Origin of the sequence: Rhodococcus sp. NPDC127593 (assembly GCF_042671975.1) — a bacterium.
GTDB lineage: Bacteria > Actinomycetota > Actinomycetes > Mycobacteriales > Mycobacteriaceae > Rhodococcus_F.
Map to the genome: position 1 here is coordinate 18260 of NZ_JBHXWI010000001.1, position 22959 is coordinate 41218.

Sequence of the window (22959 nt, forward strand, 5' to 3'; positions counted from 1 at the left end):
CACAAACATGTGCGTACCCGTGCATGCAACAAGGTGTATCCGAGGTCCGCAAGGGTTTGACTCGATGTGATCGGAAGGGGTGACTTCGCCTGGGAAGCAGGGGTGAGAGGGCCCGCGCGCGCACCCGGTAACCTTGGGAACCGTGCATCCCGACGTATCCGCAGACCTGAGCGAGCTCGACACCACCCTCCGTACCGTCGAAGCGGTGCTGGACGTGGAGGAGTTGCGCCGCCGCATCGACGAGCTCGAACACCAGGCCGCCGATCCGGAGCTGTGGAACGACCAGGAGCATGCCCAGCAGGTCACCAGCCAGCTCTCGCATTCACAGGCCGAACTGCGGCGCGTCGAAGAACTGCGGTCGCGGCTCGACGACATGCCGGTGCTCTACGAACTCGCCGAGGACGAGGGCGCGGAGGCCATCGCGGACGCCGACGCCGAGCGACACGGCCTGCGCGAGGACATCGCCGCGATGGAAGTCAAGACGATGCTCTCCGGCGAATACGACGAGCGTGATGCGCTGGTAAACATCCGCTCCGGCGCCGGTGGCGTCGACGCCGCCGACTGGGCCGAGATGCTGATGCGCATGTACATCCGCTGGGCGGAGAAGCACGGTTACGGCGTCGAGGTCTACGACACGTCCTACGCCGAGGAGGCCGGCATCAAGAGCGCGACGTTCGCGGTCAAGGCGCCGTACAGCTACGGAACCCTGTCCGTCGAGATGGGCACGCACCGGCTGGTCCGGATCAGCCCGTTCGACAACCAGGGTCGTCGGCAGACGTCGTTCGCCGAGGTCGAGGTCCTGCCCGTGGTCGAGACCACCGACCACATCGACGTCAACGAGAACGACGTCCGCGTCGACGTGTACCGCTCGTCGGGCCCCGGTGGGCAGTCCGTCAACACCACCGACTCCGCGGTCCGGTTGACGCACATCCCGACCGGCATCGTCGTGACCTGTCAGAACGAGAAGTCGCAGCTGCAGAACAAGGTGTCGGCGATGCGCGTCCTGCAGGCCAAGCTGCTCGAGGTCAAGCGGAAGGAGGAGCGCGCCGAGATGGACGCGCTCAAGGGCGACGGTGGCAGCTCCTGGGGCAACCAGATGCGGTCGTACGTGCTGCACCCTTACCAGATGGTGAAGGATCTGCGCACCGAGTACGAGGTCAACAACCCGTCGGCGGTGCTCGACGGTGACATCGACGGATTCCTCGAATCGGGCATCCGGTGGCGGATGCGCGAGAATCAGGCGTCCTAATACCTATGGAAGCGACGGCGGCGATGTTCGCTCCCACCCGGAACCTGCTCGACTGGCTCTCGTCGACGGGGCTTGCGGTGTCGCTCACCGTCCTCGGAGCGATCCTGATGGCGCGATTCGTCAATTGGGGCGGCAGCAAGGTCACCGACCGGATCGACAGCAACTACATGCAGGGCGACGCCCTCGTGCGGTCGGAGGCGACCAAGCACCGGCACTCGGTGGCACAGGTGATCACCTGGGTGATCATCACCATCATCTATGTCATCGCGACGATGAAGGTGCTGGACCAGCTGAGCCTGCCGATCGGCAGCCTGGTGGCCCCGGCCACCGTGCTCGGTGCGGCACTCGGCTTCGGCGCGCAGCGCGTGGTGCAGGACATCCTCGCCGGCTTCTTCATCATCACCGAACGGCAGTACGGCTTCGGCGACACGGTGCAGCTCGCGGTGACGGGGTCGTCGGAAGACGCCGAGGGCGTGATCGAGGACGTCACACTCCGGGTCACCCGGATGCGGAACTCGGACGGTGAGGTCATCACCGTTCCCAACGGCCAGATCGTCAAGGCGATCAACCTGTCCAAGGACTGGGCGCGCGCCGTGATCGACGTTCCCGTCCCGGCCACATCGGACATCAACCGGGTCAACGAGGTGCTGCACCAGGTCGGTGTCGAGGCCTTCGCGGATCGCGGACTGAAGAAACTACTGCTCGACGAACCGACAGTGATGGGAGTGGAGAGTCTGACTGTCGACGAGGTCAGCGTTCGCGTCGTGGCGCGAACCCTGCCGGGTAAGCAGTTCCAGGTGGGTCGCGCACTGCGCGTGCGCATCGCCACCGCGATGAGACGGCAGGGGATCACCGTCGAACCGGACCTCCAGACGGTCCGGGCAGCGGAGGGCGAGGGATGACCGACGAACCCCGGCGCGGACTGGACCGGATTCTGCACTCGTCGTTCCTTCCCGCGAAGATCTTCGGCGGACGGGTGCGGACGTCGACGCTGGTGCTGTGCATCCTCTGGGTGGTGCTGTACACGCTGTACACGTATCTGAACCCCGCTGAGGAGGTGGTCCAGGGGCCCGTCGCTCCGGCAGTCGTTCCCACCCGGGAGGCACCCCTTCAGGAGACCACGCTGCCGACGTCGGAGATCGAGACGACGACCGAGTCGACGTCGGAGACTGTCACGACCACCGAGACGACACCCGAGCCGACCCCGCAGGAGACGGCGCCCACCGGGACCAGTCAGGTGACGTCGACCCCGACGTTGCCGTTCGGGATTCCCAACCCGTTCCCACCTCCGCCGACGGGCACACCGCCGACCACCTCTTCCGTCCCGACGACGTCGGCGACACCGTCGAGTGGGCGATGACGTCCGCGCGTCGCTCCATTTGGTCACTGTTCGATAACGTCTAGACTGGCTCCTCGTGATCAGCGTCGAGAATGTGTCGAAGTCGTACAAGACCTCCACGAGGCCCGCCCTGGACAAGGTGAGCGTCGAGGTGGACAAGGGCGAGTTCGTCTTCCTCATCGGCCCGTCGGGCTCGGGAAAGTCGACCTTCATGCGCCTGCTCCTCAAGGAGGAGTCGCCGACGTCGGGTGACATCCACATCGCGGACTTCCACGTCAACAAGCTTTCCGCCCGGCGCGTGCCGAAGCTGCGGCAGAGCATGGGCGTCGTCTTCCAGGACTTCCGGCTCCTGCAGAAGAAGACCGTGTCCGAGAACGTCGCGTTCGCGCTCGAGGTGATCGGGAAGCCGCGCGCGATGATCTCCCGGACCGTTCCCGAGGTGCTCGAGATGGTCGGGCTGTCCGGAAAGGCGGACCGTCTCCCCACCGAACTGTCGGGCGGTGAGCAGCAGCGTGTCGCAATCGCGCGGGCGTTCGTGAACCGGCCGCTGGTGCTGCTGTGCGACGAGCCCACCGGAAACCTCGACCCGGAGACGAGCCAGGACATCATGCTGCTGCTCGAACGGATCAACCGCACCGGAACGACGGTGGTGATGGCCACCCACGACCACCACATCGTCGACTCGATGCGCCGTCGGGTGGTGGAACTCGACCTCGGCAGAGTGGTGCGCGACGAGGCTCGGGGTGTGTACGGCGTGGGGCGTTAGCCGCCCTCCCTGCACTCCAGCTTCAGTACGGTCCCCAAGTCTCCTACGAAGGACTCTGATTCCCCGATGCGTGCCAGTTTCATTTTCAGTGAGGTCCTGACCGGACTCCGTCGCAACGTCACCATGACCATCGCGATGATCCTCACCACCGCGATCTCGCTCGGCCTGTTCGGCAGCGGGTTGCTGGTGGTGCAGATGGCCGGCAAGACCCAGCAGATCTTCCTGGACCGCGTCGAGGTGCAGATCTTCCTCACCGACGACATCTCCACGTCGGACCCGGGTTGTGAGGGGCAGATCTGCAAGACGCTGCGCACCGAATTGGAGGAGACGCCGTCGGTGGTGTCGGTGGAGTACCTCAACCGCGACGACGCCGTGAAGGACGCGACGGAGCGGGTGTTCAAGGATCAGCCCGAGCTCGCCGCACTCGTCAGCCCCGACAGTTTCCCGGCCTCGTTCAAGGTCAAGCTCAGCGACCCCGAGCGGTTCGGCGTGATCAACGAGAAGTTCGGCACCCGCCCGGGAGTCGAGAGCGTCCTCAACCAGCGCGAGCTGGTGGAGCGGCTCTTCAGCGTCCTCAACGGTGTGCGCAACGCCGCGTTCGCGATCGCGATCGTGCAGGCGGTGGCGGCAATCCTGCTGATCGCGAACATGGTTCAGATCGCGGCGTTCACCCGGCGCACCGAGGTCGGCATCATGAGGCTGGTCGGTGCCACCCGCTGGTACACGCAGTTGCCTTTCCTGCTCGAGGCGGTGGTCGCCGCGCTGGTGGGTGCCGTCCTCGCCATCGTCGGCCTGTTCACCGCGAAGAACATGTTCATCGACGACGTGCTCGCCGACGTGTACGAGGCCAACATCGTGGCCCGGATCTCCAACAGTGACGTGCTGTTCGTCTCACCGGTGCTGGTGCTCGTCGGCGTCGGAATGGCCGCGGTCACCGCGTACGTGACCCTGCGCCTGTACGTCCGCGAATAATTCGGCTTGCCTCTTCTTCTATGCTGGAGAGTACGAACTGTCCACCTCGGACATCGCGGACTGAAAGGCCCGGAACGTGAAGGAAAAGGGCCGCAAGGTCATTGCGACCAATCGCAAGGCGCGTCACAACTACACCATCCTCGACGTCTACGAGGCGGGGATCGCCCTCGTCGGGACCGAGGTGAAGAGTCTGCGCGAGGGCAAGGCGTCGCTGGTCGACGCGTTCGCCACCGTCGACGACGGTGAGGTCTGGCTGCGTTCCCTGCACATTCCCGAATACACGCAGGGCACGTGGACCAACCACTCGCCGCGCCGCACCCGGAAGTTGCTGCTGCACAAGCGCGAGATCGAGCACCTCGTCGGCAAGACGAGGGAGGGAAACCAGACCCTGGTTCCCCTGTCGATGTACTTCTCCGACGGCAAGGTCAAGGTGGAACTCGCGCTCGCGAAGGGTAAGCAGGACTACGACAAGCGCCAGGACCTGGCCAAGCGGACCGCCGAGCGTGAGGTGACCCGCGAACTCGGCCGCCGAGTCAAGGGCATGCGCTGACGTCCATCCTGCTCGCGCTCGTGGCCGCGATCGGTTACGGTGTGAGCGATTTCATCGGGGGAGTCGCGTCCCGAAGGGTCGCGGCGCTTCGCGTCGTCATCGTGTCGTACCCGCTGTCGCTGCTGATCGTGCTCGTGATCGCCCCGTTCGCCGGGGGCACCCTCACCTCGTCCTCCCTCGTCTGGGGAGCCCTGGCGGGAGTGGCCGGTGGCGTGGCGGTCTGGTGGTTCTACCTCGCGCTGGCGTCCGGACCGATGTCGGTGGTGTCGCCACTGACGGCCGTGCTGGTCGCGGGTATTCCGGTACTGATCGGACTCGCGTTCGGTGAGCGGCCCGGGTCCGTCGCGTACATCGGGATCGCAGTGGCCCTCATTGCCGTCGTCCTCGTCAGCCGGGAATCTCCCGACGAGACCGCGGGGGAGGTGGCCGGGGGAAGGGTGCTGCGCTTCACCCGGACCGTGGCGCTGCTCACCGTCGGATCCGGCATCGCATTCGCGCTTTCCTTCGTCTCGCTGCACCAGATCGGTGACGACGGCGGGATGTGGGCGCTCGCCGTGTCCCGTGCCGCGGCGACCGCGGTGGTGTGGCTCGTCGCGTTGTCCGCAGGCCACTTCGTGCTGCCGCACGGCGAACCCCTCAAGCTCGCCGTATACGTGAGTTTCCTCGACGTCCTGGCCAACGCGGCCATGATGTACGCGTTCCAGGGCGGGCTGCTGTCGCTCGTCAGCGTGATCGGGTCGCTGTATCCCGCCGCCACCGTGTTGCTGGCCATGGTGATGCTCGGCGAACGGGTGAGCAGAATGCAGCAGGCGGGCATGCTCCTCGCTCTGGCGGCCGTCGGAATGATCGCCGTGGCCAGCTGAAATACGGCCGCCGACACTCGGGAGGAAAACCGGGATGAATCCGGACCGGGTTCGCGTTACACTAGGTGGCCCCGCGAGACTCGTGGGGCACGTACGGGGCTGAACGGTTTCGACTGCGTACGTTGAGGTAGGGGAAGCGTGTCGGTGCAGGCAAGAGACCACCGTAAGCGTCGCTGCAAACATATAAGCGCCGATTCCAATCAGCGCGACTACGCACTCGCTGCCTAAGTAGCGACTGCGTGTCTGTCAGTCCGGGTTCGCCCTCGGTCCGGGTACTGGCATCAGCTAGAGGGCTTTACCGTTCGGCTCGGTCGCGGAGTCGAATGGGACAACCAACAGCGACTGGGATCGTCATCCTGGCTTGTTTGCGAGACTGGGAGATCCAAGTAGAGACATAGCAAACTGCACACGGAGAAGCCCTAGCTTTGCTGCGGAGGACCCGGGTTCAATTCCCGGCAGCTCCACCAGATCCGGGCCGGACACCACCAGGTGTCCGGCCCGGATTTTTTGTGCCCGGCGGAGTTCGGACGCCTCGACCTGCCATCGTGACACGATATGTGCCGTGTCCCTGACGAAACCGGTGGCCGTGGTCGCCTTCGGCGGTGCGCTCGGTGCGTCCGCGAGATTTCTGCTGGCCCAGCTGTGGCCGGGCATCTGGACCGTCCTCCTGATCAACGTGGTCGGGTCGCTGCTGCTCGGCTACCTCGCCGAGACGGTCGGACCGGACCGGTTGTGGCGACTGTTCCTGGGAGTCGGCGTTCTCGGCGGTTTCACCACGTTCTCGACGTTCGCCGTCGACGCGGTGCAGGAGGACGCCGTCACCGCGACGCTCTACGTGGTGGCCACCCTGATACCGGCCCTGCTCGCGGCGCGGCTGGGCATGCTCGTCGGTCACCGGCACCGGCTGGCGCGGCAGGCGGCGGCATGACCGTCCTGCTCGTAGCCCTCGGCGGCGCGCTCGGTGCGACGACGCGATACCTCACCGGCCGGTACGTCGACTCGTACCGCAGTTTTCCGGTGGCCACCTTCCTCGTGAACGTTTCCGGGTGCCTGATCCTCGGACTGTTGTCGGGGGCGTCGATGTCCGAGCAGACGTTCGCCTTGCTGGGCACGGGCTTCTGCGGCGGACTGACCACGTACTCGACGTTCGCGGTGGAATCGGTGGGACTGCTGCGGATCCGGCGGGAGCTCACGTCCGTCGTCTACGTGGTCGCGAGTGTCGCGGCCGGACTGGCCGCCGCCTGGCTGGGATTCCGATTGACGTCTTGAGGGCAGACTCCGGTGCGAGGGTGCAGGATGGATGGGTAGTCGAGTTCGATCCCGATGAGTTTCCAGGAGGTCTCGTGGCGCACGACAGAGCGGGTCAGGTGGCACTGCCGGAGGATCTCGTAGACATCGCGCACCTGGTGACCGCGTACTACAGCGGCGTGCCCGACCCCGAGAATCCTTTGCAGCAGGTGGTGTTCGGGACATCCGGGCACCGGGGATCGAGCCTCGACAACGCATTCAACGAGGCACACATCCTGGCCACCACGCAGGCCATCGTCGAGTACCGGGCGTCCCAGGGCATCGACGGACCGCTGTTCGTCGGGCGCGACACGCACGCTCTGTCGGAGCCGGCGTGGACGTCAGCTCTCGAGGTGCTGGCCGCGAACGACGTGACGGTGCTGATCGATTCGCGGAACCGGTACACCCCGACCCCCGCGGTCAGTCACGCGATTCTCCGCTACAACCGCAGCGGTCCGGAGTCGCAGGCCGACGGCATCGTCGTGACGCCGTCGCACAACCCGCCCCGCGACGGCGGCTTCAAGTACAACCCGCCGCACGGAGGCCCCGCCGGCTCCGAGGCGACGACGATCATCGCCGACCGTGCCAACGAGTTACTCCGCCGCGACCTCTCGGGTGTGCGGAGAGTCTCCGCGGACCGGGCGATCCAGCGGGCCGAGCGGTACGACTTCCTCCGCTTCTACATCGACGACCTGCCGAGCGTGCTCGATCTCGACGCCATCCGGAGCGCCGGAGTGCGGATCGGCGCCGATCCGCTGGGCGGCGCGAGCGTCGACTACTGGGGTGCGATCGCCGACACCCATCGGCTCGATCTCGAAGTCGTCAATCCGCTCGTCGATGCGACGTGGCGGTTCATGACCCTCGACACCGACGGCAAGATCCGCATGGACTGCTCGTCGCCGGACGCCATGGCCTCGCTGATCGGAGCCCGGGACCGGTTCGACATCTCCACCGGAAACGACGCGGACGCGGACCGGCACGGGATCGTCACTCCCGATGGGGGACTGATGAATCCCAATCACTACCTCGCGGTGGCCATCGACTACCTGTTCTCGCACCGCACGGGGTGGGGTTCGACGGTGAAGGTGGGCAAGACCCTCGTCAGTTCGTCGATGATCGACCGGGTGGTCGGGAGCCTCGGCCGTGAACTGCTGGAGGTGCCGGTGGGTTTCAAGTGGTTCGTCCCCGGACTTCTCGAGGGCTCGCTCGGTTTCGGCGGCGAGGAGAGTGCCGGTGCGTCGTTCCTGCGCCACGACGGCGGGGTGTGGACCACCGACAAGGACGGGATCATCCTGGCCCTGCTCGCCTCGGAGATGACGGCGGTGACCGGCAAGACACCGTCGGTCCGGTATCGGGAACTGGCGGAGCAGTTCGGCAGCCCCGCCTACGCGCGCATCGATGCCCCCGCCACGCGGGACCAGAAGGCGGTGCTGGCGAAACTGTCGCCCGAACAGGTGTCGGCCACCGAACTGGCGGGGGAGCCGATCACCGCGACGCTGACGAGTGCCCCGGGTAACGGGGCAGCCCTCGGCGGGCTGAAGGTCACCACCGAGTCGGCGTGGTTCGCGGCGCGGCCGTCGGGCACCGAGGACGTCTACAAGATCTACGCCGAATCCTTCAAAGGCCCGGACCATCTCGCGGAGGTGCAGGCGGCGGCCAAGGAACTGGTGGCCGACGTCCTGAAGTAGGTGTTCGGCCGGGGTAGGTGCTGCGGCAGAAGCGGGGGCACCTACCATCGGATTCAACTATGAACACTCGCGCAGCCGGGCTGCCCGCCGGGCTCAGCCCGCGGCTCCCTTCGGAAATCTGGGTGCTGGTCTCGGCCAGCTTCGTCATCGCACTCGGATTCGGGATCGTCGCACCCGCCCTCCCGCAGTTCGCCCGCAGCTTCGACGTGAGCGTGACGGCGGCCACCGTCGTGATCTCGTCGTTCGCGTTCATGCGCCTGATCTTCGCCCCGGTCAGCGGCCGGCTGGTGCAGAAACTGGGGGAGCGGCCGGTCTACATCACCGGACTCCTGATCGTCGCCGCCTCGACCGCCGCCTGCGCGGTCGCGGGGGACTACTGGCAATTGCTCGTCTTCCGCGCACTCGGTGGCATCGGCTCGACAATGTTCACGGTGTCGGCGATGGGGCTGGTGATCCGCATCGCCCCCGTGGACAGGCGCGGCCGAGTGTCCGGGCTCTACGCGACGAGCTTCCTGATGGGATCGATCTCCGGACCCCTCGTCGGCGGGCTGCTCGTCGGATTCGGACTCCGGGTTCCGTTCGTCATCTACGCGATCGCCCTCGTCATCGCGGCCGCGGTCGTCTTCGTGAGCCTGCGGGGTTCGCACCTGACGGCGCCCGACGCCACCGCCGCCGGTGCCACCATGACGCTCCGGGAGGCCCTCGGCCAGCCCGTCTACCGCGCCGCGCTCGGCTCGAATTTCGCGTTCGGCGGGGTGATCTTCGGAGTGCGGGTGGCGATGGTCCCCCTGTTCGTCGTCGAGGCACTGCACCGCGACGCCGCCCTCGCCGGCATCGCCCTCACCGTCTTCGCGGTCGGCAATGCGCTCGTCCTCATCGTGTCCGGGCGATTGTCCGACGTCTACGGCCGAAAGTTGTTCGTCCTGATCGGACTGCTGGTGTGTGGTGCCAGCACCGTCGGGATGGGCCTCAGCGAGAACCTGCTGGTGTTCCTGGTGCTGTCCGGCATCGCAGGCATCGGCTCCGGAGTGATGAGTCCCGCGCAGCAAGCCGCGGTCGCCGACGTCGTGGGCGCGAAGTCCCGTGGTGGTCCCGTGCTGGCCGCCTTCCAGATGGTCGCCGACGTCGGCGGAGTCCTCGGCCCGGTCGGGGCGGGTCTGCTCGCCCAGCACCTGTCGTACGCGGTCGCATTCGGCGTGACCGGCGGGGTCATGCTCCTCGCCGCAGTGGGCTGGCTGCTCGTGCCGAACAAGCCGGCGCCCAAGGTGTCCGTCGAGGCGGTCTGACCGGCGTCTTCGGTACGCTCGTCCGGGTGTGGATCAAGGTCGTCTCCCTTCTCGCCCGGCTGTCTCTCGCCACCGTCTGGCTGGTCTCCGGCGCACTCAAAGTCGCCGACCCCGCCCAGACGATCATCGCGGTCCGCGCCTACCAACTGCTTCCCGAGGACCTCGTCCGGCCGGTCGCGAACACGCTGCCGTTCTTCGAGATCGCCCTCGGGCTGCTCCTGCTGATCGGGCTCGCCGTCCGCGCCACGGCCGCGGTGTCCGCCGCGCTCCTGCTCGTGCTCATCGGCGTGATCGTCTCGGTGTGGGCCCGCGGGCTGTCCATCGACTGCGGATGCTTCGGCGGCGGCGGTACGGCCGACGTGAACGGCTGGGACTACACCAAGGAAATCCTCCGGGATGTGGGCTTCCTCGCACTGGCCGTGTGGCTGATCGTGTTTCCCCGTACCCCGTTCGCGCTGGGGCTCCGCTCCCGCACCACTTTCTCAGTGACCCCTCAGCAGACGGTGGCAGAGTAAGCATTCGGTAAATCGATCCGACGTCGAAGGACTGCATCCACGTGAGCTCGAAGAACAAGTACAACCCGCAGCCGGAATCCAGCCGGTCCACCTACATTCTCGGTGGGCTCGCCGTACTGGTCATCGCCGTACTGGTCATCGGTGGTGTGATCTGGCAGAGCAACCGCAGCAAGCCGCGCAACGACGGGTACGGCGGGGTCCAGAACTCCGAGGTCCAGGTTGCGCTGCAGGACGACGGCGTCGTGCGTCTCGGCCGTCCCGACGCGGCGACCACGGTCGACCTGTTCGAGGACCCCATGTGCCCGTACTGCGCCGAGCTCGAGAACAAGAACGGCCAGGAACTCGCGCAGGCCATCGACGACGGCAAGGTGGCCGTCCGCTACCACATCCTGAACTTCCTCGACCAGCTGTCGGCGAGCGGTGACTACTCCACCCGCGCTGTCGCGGCGTCCGAGTGCATCGCGGAATCCGGTGATGCCCTGGCGTATTCGGCGTTCCATGCGGCGCTGTTCTCCCCGTCGAACCAGCCGAAGGAGAACGGCAGCTCCGATCACACCAACGAGGAGCTCGCGCAGATCGCCGGCGACGCCGGAGCGTCCGACGCGGCCGCCCAGTGCATCACCACCGGTGCGAAGGTCGAGCAGGCCCGTGCGCACGCCGAGGCGGGCCGTCAGGCCCTCGCCGCGAGCGGCGCTACCGGCACCCCAGCCGTGGTCGAGGACGGCACCGTCATCGATGCACTCTCCAACGAGAACTGGGTGTCGCAGCTGTAGGCGGCTCCGCCGCCCGTGCGCCTTTTTGGTAGCTGGAACAACCAGAAAGGCGCACGGGCGCGAAGCGCCTCTGACCAGGCGATTTGTTGGCCCGGTCGGCTATGGTGTAACTTTCTTCGAGCACGGAGGAAGTCATTCCGAGTGCGGAGAACAACCGAATACGGGGCTATGGCGCAGCTGGTAGCGCACCACACTGGCAGTGTGGGGGTCAGGGGTTCGAGTCCCCTTAGCTCCACTTTCGAGAGAAGCCTCTCATCCGCAGACAATGCGGGTGGGAGGTTTTCCTCATTCATCCCCCTTGTCCCGGTGGGACACTGGCGTCATGACATTCACTGTGACGCATCGATCATTCGACCAATTGGCGGAGTTCGCCGTCACCGACTTCGGCGACGACGACAGCTACAGCATCCACGAGTCCGGGGCGCTCGTCATCGTCCGTGCCGCCCGGGAGCTGATCTACGCCCCCGGGAGCTGGTTCCTGGTGGAGCGGGAGGACGGGCAGGAGGACGGTTCGCCCGGCAACTACATGTGACCGATCACCGCAGCGAGGGGGCTCGGGGCCGGACTCGCACATATGTTCGAACACCGGTAGGTTCGACGTGTGGCCGCCAGAACCGAAACTGCGCCGGGGCGCTGTCCGAACGGGCACACGCTGGCCGCCAACACGTGCCTGGTGGGGTGGGAGGTGTGCGGGTGCGCGACGTCGAACAACGGTGGGCACCGCACCCACTTCTGCCGGCGATGCGGCGCCACCGTCCGGACTCCGCCGTGCAGCGGCCCGGCTTCCGGCGACGCTCGGTGAGCGGGCGGTTACCGGATCGGTTGCCTCGCGGCCGTGGGGTCGCCCCAGATCGTGTCGGACTCGTCCTGGAGCACGAGGGCAACCAGCCTCTCGGTGCCTGCGGTGAACGTGGACGCCGCTACGCGCACCCAGATCCAGTGGCCTTCCCGGTGGCGGATGCGCAGATGTGCTGTCGCGCTGGGGTTTTCCGTGCTCAGGACCCGGGCGAGCATGGTGCGCCACAGTTCGGCGTCGTCGGGGTGGAACAGTTGCTCGTGTTCAAGGTCTGCGAATTCGTCGGCGCTGTAGCCGATCAGGGCCGCGCAGGCGGAGTTGCTGAACACGAGGTTTCGTTCCCGGTCGTGGACGCTGATCGCGTGGGGGATGGACTCCACCAGTGCAGCGAATCCGTCGCTATCCAGTTGTCTCACTGTCCCCCCTCGGGCATCTTCGATGGCGCCCACATAGTACGCCGCGCCTCGGATCTTCGGGCAGTGTCGCAGTTAATGGAGAGCAACTCCCGGTCGCGAACCTGCTCTGCGGGGATAGGGTGACGGGATGCGGTTCGTCACCATCGTCCAGGCCTCCGCGTTCGTCCCCGTGTGGCTGCGCGTTCTCCTGCTGATGGCGGCGGGCGCGAAAGTGTGGGGAGCCGGCATCTATTCCGGCTGCTATTTCGGCAGCAAGGACGTCACGATGGGGCTGGGGACGTTCGTCAACCGCGGAGTGCTGTTCGACGGTACCGCGCCCATCACGCTCGGCCGGCAGGTCGCTGTCGGGCACCGTGCCCAGTTCATCACGAGCACGCACGAGATCGGTCCGAGCTCCGGCCGGGGCGGGCGGGTGGTCGACCGTCCGATCGTGGTCGGCGACGGGTGCTGGATCGGCGCGGGCGCGATCATCCTGCCCGGAGTGACGGTAGGGGACGGGTGTGTCATCGGGGCGGGCACCGTGGTCACCCGCGACTGCGAGCCGAACGGGCTCTATGCGGGGTCGCCGGCGCGTCGTGTCCGCGACCTCGACTCCGCGCCGTCCGTGCGCTGAGCGGTCCGAAGAACGTCTGACCGAGCTCGATGGCGCGGGGTGTGACGGCGAGCAACGACCTGCGACGGTCGTCGGCGTCCCGGTTGCGGCGGATCAGGCCCGCCTTCTCCATGCGGTCGAGCAGGGCGGTGACCGAGGCGGAGTTGATGCCGAGCTGACTTCCGAGCCATCCGGGTGTGGCGGCGGGGCCCCGCGCGGTCGACGTCGACCGTGTGGATCGCGAACGTCGCGGCGCTCGCCCGCAGTCACCGGGTGTTCGCGGTGGACGTCATGGGCGACGTGGGGCGCAGCGTGAACGGCGGTGCACCGTTGCACACGGTCGAGAGTCTGTTCGAGTGGCTGGACGCGGTGCTCGACCACCTCGGGGTGAACGCGTCCGCGATGGTCGGTCATTCGTACGGCGCCATGATCGCCCTCGCGTACGCGCTGCACGATTTCCGCCGCGTCGACCGCCTGGAGCTGCTCGACCCGACGTCCTGCTTTGCGCGCATGAGCCCGAGATACCTGCTCCGTGCGGTGCCGGTGCTGATCAATCCGACGGAGGCGCGGCAGCGGAGTCTGATCGGCTGGGAGACCGCAGGCGCGCCGCCGCGCCCGAAGCCTGACGCGCTGGCGAGGCTCACCGCCCACACCGCGGTGGTGCTGGCAGGAGGCAGCCGGGCGCACGATCCGGCCAAGGTGGCGGCGAACATCCGCCGGTTGCTCCCGTCGGCGACGGTCACGACCATTCCCGGAGCCACGCATCACGCGCTGCCGATGGCGCCCGCTGCCGACGTCGACGCGGCGATCCTCGCCGCCGGGGCGGGGCGCTAGGATGGGCGCCCGGTAGCTCGTCGAGGTCCCATGGAGGTTGCAGCGTTGGCGAAGAAGCGGATTCCCGTCGTCATCGTCGCCGGATTCCTCGGTTCGGGAAAGACCACCCTGCTCAACCACGTGCTGCGTAACAACCGCGGGGTCCGGGTCGGCGTCATCGTCAACGACTTCGGCGCCGTGAACATCGATTCGATGATGGTGGCCGGTCAGGTCGATTCCATGGTGTCGCTGAGCAATGGGTGCATGTGCTGCGCCGTGGACGTCAGCGACATGGACGAGATGCTGGACCGACTCGCCCATCCCACGTCGCAGATCGACGTGATCATCGTCGAGGCGAGCGGACTTGCCGAGCCGCGCAACATGATTCGGCTCGTCCTCGGCAGCACCAACCCGCACGTCGTGTACGGCGGTCTCGTCGTGATGGTCGACGGCGAGCAGTTCGAGGACATGTCGGCGCAGCACCCGGACCTCGGCAAGCACGTCACGCTCGCCGACCTCGTGATTCTGAACAAGACGGACCGCATCGACGACGGCCGCCGCGCCGCCGTGCAGGCGATGGTCCGCGACTACAACGATCGCGCGCCGGTCCTGACGACCGTGCACGGCAGGATCGAGCCCACCCTGCTGTTCGATCGTGAACCCGGGCGCGAACCGGCGGCGGGGGAGCAGCTCACCCTCGACCGGCTCCTGCTGGACCAGCACGACCACTGCGAAGACCACGATCACCTGCACTCGTCCTACGAGGCAGTCGATTTCGCCTCCGACGCGCCGATCGATCCGCGGCGCCTCGTCGAGTTTCTCGAGAAGCGGCCGGTCGGGATCTACCGGATCAAGGGATTCGTGCACTTCGCGGTGCCCGGACAGTCGCGGAAGTTCGAAGTGCAGACGGTCGGTCCGCACATCAGATTCACGTCGACGCGCTGGGAACCCGGCGAGGAGCGGGCGACCCAGCTGGTGCTCATCGGCGCCGACATCGAGGCCGAGCATGTGCGGACCCGGCTCGCGGACTGCGTCGTGGCGGACGGGGAAGAGGCGGACCCCGGCGCGATGCTGGGCGTGCACCGCTATACCGTGACCGCGTGACCGAGTCTGCGTGTAGTCCTGAAACGAATCCCGAGCCCGCGCTGTCCGTGTACGACGCGATCCGTCGTCGCCGCGACGTGCGGGCCGAGTTCACCGGGGAGCCGATCGCGGCCGACGTGCTCGACCGCATCCTGGGCGCGGCGCACTGCGCCCCCAGCGTCGGCAACACGCAGCCATGGGACTTCGTCGTCGTACGCGAAACCGGGACGCTGGCCACGTTCGCCGACCACGTGGCCGGCGCCCGCAGGCGTTTCGCGGACTCGTTGCCCGAAGACCGTAAGAAGACGTTCGATCCCATCAAGATCGAAGGGATCTGCGAGAGCGGCATGGGCGTCGTCGTCACCTACGACCGGAGCCGCGGCGGCGAACACATCCTCGGGAGGCATACGGTCGACGACACCGGTCTGTTCTCCGCGGTGCTCGCGATCCAGAATCTGTGGCTCGCCGCGGCCGCCGAGAACGTCGGCGTCGGCTGGGTGTCGTTCTACGACGAGCCCTATCTCACCGAACTGCTGGGCATCCCCGAGCCGGTGCGCCCCATCGCCTGGCTGTGCGTGGGGAAGGTCGCCGAGTTCCAGCAGGTGCCGGATCTCGAGCGCTTCGGGTGGCGGGGGCGCCGGCCACTGGCCGACGCCGTCCACCTCGAGAAGTTCTAGCCCTGACGGCGGCGTGAGCCACCGGCGGACGCCGTGTGAGTTCCGCCGCCCGTGGACGATGCGGCACGCGGGCGTCCGGCTCCCCCCGTGCGGGAGCGACGTGCCCCGCCGCCCTGACCGTGTGCGCGACCGCCCTGACCGCCGCGTCCACCCTGGGCGCCGCCCGGTCGCTGATTGCGTCCGCCGCCGTTCGACGCCGGTGCCGCCGCCTTGGGGGCGGGAGCGACATGCGGTGCGATGTCGCCGACCAGGTCGAGCACGTGTGCGGAATCCGCGGTGCTGCGAACGGGGGTCACCTTGATCGCGGCCTTGCGCATGAGGACGGCGAGGTCCTTGCGCTGCTCGGGCAGCACGACCGTCACGACGTCGCCGGCGCTGCCCGCGCGTGCGGTGCGACCGGAACGGTGCAGGTACGCCTTGTGCTCGGCGGGCGGATCGACGTGGACGACCAACTGCACGTCGTCGACGTGGACGCCGCGCGCTGCGACGTCGGTTGCCACCAGCACGCGTGCCTCACCGGCCGAGAACGACGCGAGGTTACGGTCACGGGCCGCCTGCGACAGGTTGCCGTGCAGGTCGACCGAGGGGATTCCCGCCTCGGTGAGCTGACGGGCCAGCTTGCGGGCCTGGTGCTTGGTGCGCATGAACAGGATCCGGCGGCCGGTTCCGGACGCCAGCCGCTCGACGAGCTTGCGCTTGGCTTCGACACCGTCCACGTCGAACACGTGGTGCGTCATGGCCGCGACGGGCGAGTTCGCCTCGTCGACCGAGTGCAGGACCTCGTTCTTCAGGAACCGCTTCACCAGTTTGTCGACGCCATTGTCCAGGGTGGCGGAGAACAGCAGCCGCTGCCCCTGCTGGGGGGTCGCGGAGAGGATGCGGGTGACGACGGGCAGGAAGCCGAGGTCGGCCATGTGATCGGCCTCGTCGAGCACGGTGATCTCGACGGCGTCGAGGCTCACGAACTTCTGCTTCATCAGGTCTTCGAGCCGTCCGGGGCACGCGACGACGATGTCGACGCCGGCCTTGAGCGCGCTCACCTGACGGTTCTGGGAGACACCACCGAAGATCGTGGTGACCCGCAGGTCGTAGGCGGCGGCGAGGGGCTCGAGGGCGACGGTGATCTGCGTGGCGAGCTCGCGGGTGGGGGCCAGGATCAGGCCCACCGGGCGACCCGGGCGGCGCTTTCCGCCCGACAGTTCACCCGCGAGGCGGGACACCATCGGGATGGCGAAGGCGAGCGTCTTACCGCTGCCCGTCTTGCCCCGGCCGAGCACGTCGCGGCCCGACAGCGTGTCGGGGAGGGTGTCGACCTGGATGGGGAACGGGGAGGTGATCCCCTTGTCGGCGAGTGCTTTCACCAGCGGTTCGCGAACGCCGAGCGCGGCGAACGTCGTGTCGGGAGTATGTGTATCAGACAAGTGGTCAGGCCTTTCGGGCACAGGGTTGTGCCCGGAGGGCCGATACGGAAGGTCTCCGTCGGAGCTCGAGCACAGGTTGGCGGCGTTGCCGGTCGGCAAGCTTCTTCGCCGTAAGAAGAGCGGATGCGGTGATGCACATCCAACAGGATTCGGGTGACCGAACTGAATGCGTTCTACGACGCTGGATGACCGTCGTGGTCACCTAGTGATCGCCACTCTACCCGGTGGCAGCCGAACGGTCCGACCGAGGAGTCACAAACCGACCCATTCCGACGCCCCGTCGGCGAACTTCTGCCGCTTCCAGATGGGTACCTCGTGCTTGATCCGCTCCACCAGTTCGGCGCACGCGGCGAACGCCTCGGCACGGTGGGGAGCGGCGACCGCGGCGACCACCGCGAGGTCGCCGACGGTGAGGGATCCGACCCGGTGGATGGCCGCCACGGGCAATCCGGTGGACGCCGCGACCTCCTCGCAGACGGTACGGAGGAAGCGCTCTGCGTCCGGGTGCGACTGGTACTCGAGGGCCGAAACGGATTGTCCGCCATCGTGATTGCGGACTACGCCGGTGAAGACCACGACGGCGCCGTGCTCGGGCCCGGCCACGGCGGCGTCGACGACGGCGGGATCGAGGGGTTGATCCGAGATCTGGGCGAGGATGTCACTCATCGTGCGCACCTCCGCCGGCGACCTGAGCGAGAAGGTGGTCGACGATGGGATCTAGGACGGACAATCCGTCCTTGACACCGCCCGGCGAGCCGGGGAGATTCACCACGACTGTGCCGTTCGCCACACCGGCGAGTCCGCGGCTCAGCGAGGCGTGCGGCGTCACCTCCGTTCCGCGGTTCCGGATGGCGTCGGCCACACCGGGGAGTTCTCGGTCGAGCACTGCGCGGGTGGCCTCCGGGGTGGCATCCGTGGGGGAGACGCCGGTGCCGCCGGTACTGATGATCAGCGCCGGATTGCCGGACAGTGCGTCGGCGAGGCCGGCCGCGATGTCGGCGTCCGCGTAGACCAGCGGACCCCGGGTGGCGAAACCACGGTCCTCGAGCCACGCGGCGATCACCGGGCCGGTGGTGTCTTCCCGTGTGCCCCTCGCGCCGCCGGTCGAGGCGACCAGGACGGCCGCGGATCGCGGTGTCACCGTGGGAGTTCCGGAATTCTGCTGCTCACGCGTCCAGTGTCCGCGTTTGCCGCCGTCCTTGGTGAGCAACCGGACACCGTCCAGTGTCGCGGCGGGGTCGACGGCTTTCACCATGTCGTGCAACGTCAATCCGGCCACCGCCACAGCGGTGAGGGCCTCCATCTCGACGCCGGTCGGGCCCTTCGTCTTCGCGGTGGCCTCGATCGTGATGGCATCGTCGGTGAACCCGAACTCCAGCTTCACCGACGACAGCGCGAGCTGATGGCACAGCGGAATAAGCTCGGACGTTTTCTTCGCCCCCGAGATCCCGGCGATCCTGGCCGTCGCGAGAACATCGGCCTTGGGCAGATCGTCGGCCCGCACCAGTTCGATCACCGCGGGCGTGGTGACCAATTGCCCGGCGGCCACCGCGATTCGGGTCGTGTCCGCTTTCGCGCTCACGTCGACCATGCGGGCGCGGCCCTCACTGTCGAGGTGCGTCAGGTCGCTCATAGGGGGATCACCTTCACGAGTTGGCCGGCGTCGAGCGCGGTGACGTCGGCGGGAACGTCCAGGAGGACGTCCGCCCATGCCATCGCGGCGACGAGATGGGAACCGGGGCCGGACACGAGTTCGACTCCGGCGTCGGTGCGGCGTGCGCGGAGGAACTGCCGCTTGCCGGGAATGGAGGTGACGGCCGCGGCGAGCGGCAGTTCCTCGGGTTCCGTCGGGGGGAGCCCGGCTGCGCGCCGGATCTCGGGACGCGCGAACACCTCGAACGAGACGAGGGTGCTGACCGGGTTCCCGGGAAAGTTGAGGACGGGCGTGCCGTCCACGACGGCGGTGCCCTGCGGGCCACCCGGTTGCATCGCGACGTGACCGAACTGCGCGCCGAGCGGGGAGAGCGTTTCCTTGACCACCTCGAAGTCGCCCATGGACACCCCGCCGGAGGTGAGGACGAGATCGGCGGTGGTGGTCGCCTCCGCGAGCAGGGTGCGGAACTCGGCCGGGTCGTCGCCGCTGCGGGTGATCGAGACGACCTCGGCGCCGTTGGCCCTGGCGCTCGACGCGAGAGCGATTCCGTTGGAGTCGTAGATCTCTCCGGGATGCAGCGTGGTCCCGGCGTCCACCAGTTCGGCCCCCGTGGTGATCACGGCGACGCGGGGACGCGGACGCACCGGGACGCGCTGCAGGCCGACGGCGGCGAGGACGGCGATGTGCCGGGCGGCGAGAACACTGCCGACGGGCAGCAGGAGCGTGCCCTCCCGGACGTCGCTGCCGCGCTCGCGCACGAATTCGCCCGCGATGCGCGAGCGTTCGATGCGGACCTGTCCGTCCGTGGCCTCCGTGTCCTCCACCGGGACGACGGCGTCGGCGCCGTCGGGGATCGGTGCACCGGTCATGATCCGGTATGCGGTCCCGGGTGTGTGGGTGGTGGCGCCGGCCGGTCCCGCGGCGATCACGCCCAGCACCGGCAGCACGGCCGGGACCGACGTGACGGATGCGGCGTCGACCGCATAGCCGTCCATCTGCGAATTGCGGAACAACGGCAGGTCGACGGGGGAGTGGACGTCGGCGGCGAGGGTGCGCCCGAGTGCCTCGCCGAGCGGAATCTCCTCGGCCGGGCGCTCATGGAGCGTCGCGAGGAGTTCGGCGACGTGCTGGGCGTGCTGCTCCACAGAGCGTGCGGTCACGATGTTCCTCCGGCCATGGTCACCAATCCTAGGCATCCCTCCAGTGGAGCGACGAGTGCACCGGGCCGGACAGCGGTCACCCCCTCGCGGCATACTGGACAGATGCAGGGAAAGGCAACTCGATGACAGCGGTGGCGATGGGTATCCCGACCGTCCGGTCGTCGGTCTCGCTCGACGGGCGGCCGGACGTCGACCAGCTGGTCGACCGGTTCGGCCGGGTCGCGCGTGACCTGAGGGTGTCCATCACCGAGAAGTGTTCGCTGCGCTGCACGTACTGCATGCCCGAGGAAGGCCTGCCCGCCATTGCGGCGGAGAACCTCCTCACCGCGAACGAGATCGTCCGGCTCGTCGACATCGGCGTCCACCGGCTCGGTGTGCGCGAGGTGCGGTTCACCGGGGGCGAGCCGCTGATGCGCGTGGATCTCGAGCAGATGATCGCCGGGTGCGCCGAGCGCGCGCCGGGGATTCCGCTGGCGATGACCACCAACGCGGTCGGTCTCGAGCACCGCGCGGCCGGGCTCGCGCGCGCCGGACTGACGCGGGTCAATGTCTCCCTCGATTCGGTCGATCGTGAGCACTTCGCGAGACTGACGCGGCGCGACCGTCTGCCGTCGGTGATCGCCGGTATCCGCGCCGCCGCCCGAGCCGGACTGGCGCCGCTGAAGATCAACGCGGTGCTGATGCCCGAAACGCTCAGTGGAGCGGCCGATCTCCTGGCGTGGTGCCTCGACGAGGGCGTGGCGCTGCGGTTCATCGAGGAGATGCCGCTCGACGCCGATCACGAGTGGGCACGCGAGAACATGGTCGCCGCCGACCGGTTACTGGCCGTCCTCGGCGAGCGGTTCACCCTCACCGAACACGGGAGGGAAGATCCGTCGGCGCCCGCCGAGGAGTGGCTCGTCGACGGCGGACCGGCCACGGTCGGGATCATCGCGTCCGTCACCCGCTCGTTCTGCTCGGACTGCGACCGCACCCGTCTCACCGCCGAGGGAACGGTACGGTCGTGCCTGTTCAGTGACCAGGAGATCGACCTGCGGGCGGCACTGCGGTCGGGTGCGGGCGACGAGGAGCTGGCGCAGTTGTGGCGCGGCGCGATGTGGAACAAGTGGGCAGGCCACGGAATCAACGCGGACGGTTTCGCGCCGCCGCAGCGCAGCATGGGAGCAATCGGTGGTTGACGTGACGGGCATTTCGGTTCGATACTTCGCGGCCGCCGCCGACGCGGCGGGCTGCACCAAGGAAACGTTGGACCTCCCGGCCGGCGCCGACCTCGGCCAGGTGAAAGAACTTCTCCTCGCCAAGTACGGTCCCGCCATGCAGCAGGTGCTGTCGGTCTCCGCCTTCCTGGTGGACTCCGAGTTGACGCGCGATCTGACCCGGACTGCCGGTACCCAGGTGGACGTGCTGCCGCCGTTCGCCGGTGGCTAGCGGGCCGCGTTCACGGAGTCGGCCAGCCACCGGTCGAAGGTAATCGTTCCGAACCGATTGTCGGGCACCAGGTTCGATCCGTCCCGAAAGAACTGACCCATCGCGCCGGGAAGTGGCACGTTCACGACGAACCCGTGCGTCCCGGTGGCCTTCTTCCACGCCGCCGTCAGGTCGCGGGCGGTGCGAACCTCCGGGCCACCGATCGTGATCGGCCCCTCCGGCGCCGGTTCGGCGGCCAGGGCGGCGTCGACCAGCGCGGTCGCGACATCCCTGGTGTCGATGGTCTGGAAGCTCGTCTTGGAGAAGGCGGGGATCAACCCGGTTCGGCTCGCCGGCTTCGCGATCATGGGTATGAAGTCGTGGAACTGGGTCGCTCGCACGATCGACGTCTCCATCGCGGCGCTCTCGTAGACCCGTTCCTGCTTCCGCTTCGCCTGGTAATAGGGGAATTCGCTCCGGTCGACGTTGACGATGGAGAGCAGCACGGCGCGTCCGACTCCCGCGCCGTCCGCGGTTGCGAGGAGATTCTCGGCGCCCTTCTCGAGTACGGCCCGGGTGCCGCGGGTCTTGCCGTCGGTGGTGTCCACCACGACGTCGACACCGTCGAGTGCCTCCGCGAGACTCTCACCGGTGACGAGATCACCGTGGAAATGGGCGATCTCGCTGCCCGGCGCACCGCCGTGCCGGGTCAGGACCCGGACGGAGTGACCGCGCGCGAGGAACTCCTTGACCACCTGCCGGCCTGCAGTGCCGGTACCGCCCGCGACCAGCGCCTGGACCATCGGTCACCGCCACCACGTGTCGAGCGGGGTCACCGGGACCGTGCGCTTGTGGCGGGTGCTGCGGAACATTGTCTCGAGCTTCCGGGCGACGGCGTCCGGCACGTCCTTGCCTTCGAGATAGTCGTCGATCTGCGCGTATGTGACTCCCAGTGCTTCCTCGTCGGGGAGGGCGGGGCGATCGTCCTCGAGGTCGGCGGTGGGGACCTTCTTCCACGTGCTCTCGGGTGCGCCGAGTTCGCGCAGGAGTGCGGCGCCCTGACGCTTCGACAACCCGGTCAGCGGGGTGACGTCCACGCCGCCGTCGCCGAACTTGGTGAAGAAGCCGGTGATCGCCTCGGCGGCATGGTCGGTGCCGACCACGAGGTATCCGAGCTGGCCTGCGATCGAGTACTGGATCACCATGCGTTCGCGGGCCTTGATGTTTCCGCGGACGAAGTCGCGGAGTTCGCCGCCGTCGCCGATGATGTCGCGCAGCGCCTCGGACGACTCCTTCGCGGTGGCGTCCGCGCCGGGCTTCACGTTGACGACCACCGACCGGTCGGGCTTGATGAAGTCGAGGGAGATCTGCGCGTCGGACTCGTCGGCCTGGGTGCCGTAGGGCAGCCGCACGGCGACGAACTCGGCGTCGTGGCCCTCGTCGCGCAGCTCGCTCGCCGCGAGCTGGGCGAGGCGTCCGGTGAGGGTGCTGTCCTGGCCGCCGCTGATGCCCAGGACGAATCCCGTGGCCGGGGTCGACAGCAGGTAGTCCTTCAGGAACTGAACACGTTTGCGGATCTCGTCAGCCGCGTCGATGGTGGGCTGGGCACCGAGTTCCTCGAGGATCTGCGCACGTAGATTCGCCATGACAGA

General features: G+C 67.8%; 28 protein-coding genes, 1 tRNA gene and 1 other RNA gene. 22 read left to right on the forward strand and 8 right to left on the reverse strand.

The annotated features are described in order from the left end of the window. Positions 1-142: 142 nt before the first annotated feature. The 16 genes from prfB (at position 143) to ACFVJ3_RS00160 (ending at position 11820) form a co-directional block, all read left to right on the forward strand. Positions 143-1249: a peptide chain release factor 2 gene (prfB, locus tag ACFVJ3_RS00085; RefSeq protein ID WP_378450127.1), complete on the forward strand. Its 1107-nt coding sequence runs from the start codon at positions 143-145 to the stop codon at positions 1247-1249. A gap of 5 nt (positions 1250-1254) precedes the next feature. Beyond that, the gene (locus ACFVJ3_RS00090; RefSeq protein WP_378450128.1) at positions 1255-2151 is read left to right on the forward strand and encodes a mechanosensitive ion channel family protein; all 897 of its coding nucleotides are present in this window, start codon (positions 1255-1257) and stop codon (positions 2149-2151) included. Next, entirely contained in the window at positions 2148-2609 is a 462-nt protein-coding gene (locus tag ACFVJ3_RS00095) for a hypothetical protein (protein ID WP_378450129.1), read from the forward strand. Before ACFVJ3_RS00090 ends, ACFVJ3_RS00095 begins: the two co-directional genes overlap by 4 nt. Before the next feature lie 55 nt (positions 2610-2664). Beyond that, the gene (gene ftsE / locus ACFVJ3_RS00100) at positions 2665-3354 is read left to right on the forward strand and encodes a cell division ATP-binding protein FtsE (protein ID WP_005240222.1); all 690 of its coding nucleotides are present in this window, start codon (positions 2665-2667) and stop codon (positions 3352-3354) included. A gap of 66 nt (positions 3355-3420) precedes the next feature. Next, positions 3421-4326, forward strand: a complete 906-nt coding sequence (ftsX, locus tag ACFVJ3_RS00105) for a permease-like cell division protein FtsX (RefSeq protein ID WP_378450130.1) — start codon at positions 3421-3423, stop codon at positions 4324-4326. A gap of 76 nt (positions 4327-4402) precedes the next feature. Continuing rightward, complete coding sequence (smpB, locus tag ACFVJ3_RS00110) at positions 4403-4876, forward strand: SsrA-binding protein SmpB (protein ID WP_378450131.1); 474 nt, start codon at positions 4403-4405, stop codon at positions 4874-4876. A gap of 8 nt (positions 4877-4884) precedes the next feature. Then, positions 4885-5739 (forward strand): EamA family transporter, encoded by an 855-nt coding sequence (locus ACFVJ3_RS00115; RefSeq protein WP_378450392.1) that lies wholly within the window; start codon positions 4885-4887, stop codon positions 5737-5739. Between the two features lie 95 nt (positions 5740-5834). Beyond that, positions 5835-6206: a transfer-messenger RNA gene (gene ssrA / locus ACFVJ3_RS00120) on the forward strand. 86 nt (positions 6207-6292) lie between these two features. Further along, positions 6293-6667: a fluoride efflux transporter FluC gene (locus ACFVJ3_RS00125; RefSeq protein WP_378450393.1), complete on the forward strand. Its 375-nt coding sequence runs from the start codon at positions 6293-6295 to the stop codon at positions 6665-6667. After that, positions 6664-7008 (forward strand): fluoride efflux transporter CrcB, encoded by a 345-nt coding sequence (gene crcB, locus ACFVJ3_RS00130; RefSeq protein ID WP_378450132.1) that lies wholly within the window; start codon positions 6664-6666, stop codon positions 7006-7008. Before ACFVJ3_RS00125 ends, crcB begins: the two co-directional genes overlap by 4 nt. A 74-nt stretch (positions 7009-7082) precedes the next feature. Next, on the forward strand, positions 7083-8714 hold the full coding sequence (gene pgm, locus ACFVJ3_RS00135; protein ID WP_378450133.1) for a phosphoglucomutase (alpha-D-glucose-1,6-bisphosphate-dependent): 1632 nt from the start codon (positions 7083-7085) through the stop codon (positions 8712-8714). Between the two features lie 59 nt (positions 8715-8773). Then, positions 8774-10000, forward strand: a complete 1227-nt coding sequence (locus ACFVJ3_RS00140; protein ID WP_378450134.1) for an MFS transporter — start codon at positions 8774-8776, stop codon at positions 9998-10000. 26 nt (positions 10001-10026) lie between these two features. After that, positions 10027-10515 (forward strand): MauE/DoxX family redox-associated membrane protein, encoded by a 489-nt coding sequence (locus ACFVJ3_RS00145; RefSeq protein ID WP_378450135.1) that lies wholly within the window; start codon positions 10027-10029, stop codon positions 10513-10515. A gap of 41 nt (positions 10516-10556) precedes the next feature. Further along, complete coding sequence (locus tag ACFVJ3_RS00150) at positions 10557-11288, forward strand: DsbA family protein (protein ID WP_378450136.1); 732 nt, start codon at positions 10557-10559, stop codon at positions 11286-11288. Positions 11289-11450: 162 nt separating this feature from the next. After that, a tRNA-Ala gene (locus tag ACFVJ3_RS00155) sits at positions 11451-11523 on the forward strand. 87 nt (positions 11524-11610) lie between these two features. Beyond that, a complete protein-coding gene (locus ACFVJ3_RS00160) occupies positions 11611-11820 on the forward strand; it encodes a hypothetical protein (protein WP_011598322.1) in 210 nt (69 codons plus the stop codon). A gap of 278 nt (positions 11821-12098) precedes the next feature. On the opposite strand, the gene ACFVJ3_RS00165 is transcribed toward ACFVJ3_RS00160, so the two are convergent. Further along, complete coding sequence (locus ACFVJ3_RS00165) at positions 12099-12500, reverse strand: PAS domain S-box protein (RefSeq protein ID WP_378450137.1); 402 nt, start codon at positions 12498-12500, stop codon at positions 12099-12101. Between the two features lie 127 nt (positions 12501-12627). Here ACFVJ3_RS00165 and ACFVJ3_RS00170 point away from each other — a divergent pair, with 127 nt between their 5' ends. Continuing rightward, entirely contained in the window at positions 12628-13113 is a 486-nt protein-coding gene (locus tag ACFVJ3_RS00170; protein WP_378450138.1) for an acyltransferase, read from the forward strand. On the opposite strand, the gene ACFVJ3_RS00175 is transcribed toward ACFVJ3_RS00170, so the two are convergent. Continuing rightward, entirely contained in the window at positions 13025-13261 is a 237-nt protein-coding gene (locus ACFVJ3_RS00175) for a MarR family transcriptional regulator (protein WP_378450394.1), read from the reverse strand. The two genes, ACFVJ3_RS00170 and ACFVJ3_RS00175, sit on opposite strands and share 89 nt — an antisense overlap. Before the next feature lie 62 nt (positions 13262-13323). On the opposite strand from ACFVJ3_RS00175, the gene ACFVJ3_RS00180 reads away from it, so the two are divergent. Genes ACFVJ3_RS00180 through bluB form a run of 3 tightly spaced genes read left to right on the forward strand, consistent with a single transcriptional unit; the run spans position 13324 to position 15665 of the window. Further along, a complete protein-coding gene (locus tag ACFVJ3_RS00180) occupies positions 13324-13926 on the forward strand; it encodes an alpha/beta fold hydrolase (protein ID WP_378450139.1) in 603 nt (200 codons plus the stop codon). A 45-nt stretch (positions 13927-13971) separates the two neighbouring features. Then, entirely contained in the window at positions 13972-15009 is a 1038-nt protein-coding gene (locus tag ACFVJ3_RS00185; RefSeq protein WP_378450395.1) for a CobW family GTP-binding protein, read from the forward strand. Beyond that, positions 15006-15665 (forward strand): 5,6-dimethylbenzimidazole synthase, encoded by a 660-nt coding sequence (bluB, locus tag ACFVJ3_RS00190; RefSeq protein WP_378450140.1) that lies wholly within the window; start codon positions 15006-15008, stop codon positions 15663-15665. The genes ACFVJ3_RS00185 and bluB overlap by 4 nt, the downstream gene beginning before the upstream one ends. Here the strand turns inward: bluB and ACFVJ3_RS00195 are convergent. From ACFVJ3_RS00195 to glp, 4 genes are all read right to left on the reverse strand, one after another. Then, positions 15662-17086 (reverse strand): DEAD/DEAH box helicase, encoded by a 1425-nt coding sequence (locus tag ACFVJ3_RS00195; RefSeq protein WP_378450141.1) that lies wholly within the window; start codon positions 17084-17086, stop codon positions 15662-15664. The two genes, bluB and ACFVJ3_RS00195, sit on opposite strands and share 4 nt — an antisense overlap. A 252-nt stretch (positions 17087-17338) precedes the next feature. Beyond that, complete coding sequence (locus tag ACFVJ3_RS00200; RefSeq protein ID WP_378450142.1) at positions 17339-17752, reverse strand: molybdenum cofactor biosynthesis protein MoaE; 414 nt, start codon at positions 17750-17752, stop codon at positions 17339-17341. Continuing rightward, complete coding sequence (moaCB, locus tag ACFVJ3_RS00205; protein WP_378450143.1) at positions 17745-18719, reverse strand: bifunctional molybdenum cofactor biosynthesis protein MoaC/MoaB; 975 nt, start codon at positions 18717-18719, stop codon at positions 17745-17747. The genes ACFVJ3_RS00200 and moaCB overlap by 8 nt, the downstream gene beginning before the upstream one ends. Beyond that, positions 18716-19900 carry a gephyrin-like molybdotransferase Glp gene (glp, locus tag ACFVJ3_RS00210; RefSeq protein WP_378450144.1) on the reverse strand — a complete coding sequence of 395 codons (1185 nt, stop codon included), beginning with the start codon at positions 19898-19900 and terminating at the stop codon, positions 18716-18718. Before glp ends, moaCB begins: the two co-directional genes overlap by 4 nt. A gap of 122 nt (positions 19901-20022) precedes the next feature. Here glp and moaA point away from each other — a divergent pair, with 122 nt between their 5' ends. Both moaA and ACFVJ3_RS00220 read left to right on the forward strand, forming a co-directional pair. Next, a complete protein-coding gene (gene moaA, locus ACFVJ3_RS00215; protein WP_378450145.1) occupies positions 20023-21078 on the forward strand; it encodes a GTP 3',8-cyclase MoaA in 1056 nt (351 codons plus the stop codon). Further along, positions 21071-21328 (forward strand): MoaD/ThiS family protein, encoded by a 258-nt coding sequence (locus ACFVJ3_RS00220; protein ID WP_378450146.1) that lies wholly within the window; start codon positions 21071-21073, stop codon positions 21326-21328. Before moaA ends, ACFVJ3_RS00220 begins: the two co-directional genes overlap by 8 nt. Here ACFVJ3_RS00220 and ACFVJ3_RS00225 read toward each other — a convergent pair. Then, positions 21325-22110 (reverse strand): SDR family oxidoreductase, encoded by a 786-nt coding sequence (locus tag ACFVJ3_RS00225; protein ID WP_378450147.1) that lies wholly within the window; start codon positions 22108-22110, stop codon positions 21325-21327. The two genes, ACFVJ3_RS00220 and ACFVJ3_RS00225, sit on opposite strands and share 4 nt — an antisense overlap. A 3-nt stretch (positions 22111-22113) precedes the next feature. Then, positions 22114-22953, reverse strand: coding sequence for an ammonia-dependent NAD(+) synthetase (gene nadE, locus ACFVJ3_RS00230; RefSeq protein ID WP_378450148.1), 840 nt, complete (start codon positions 22951-22953; stop codon positions 22114-22116). Positions 22954-22959 lie beyond the last annotated feature (6 nt).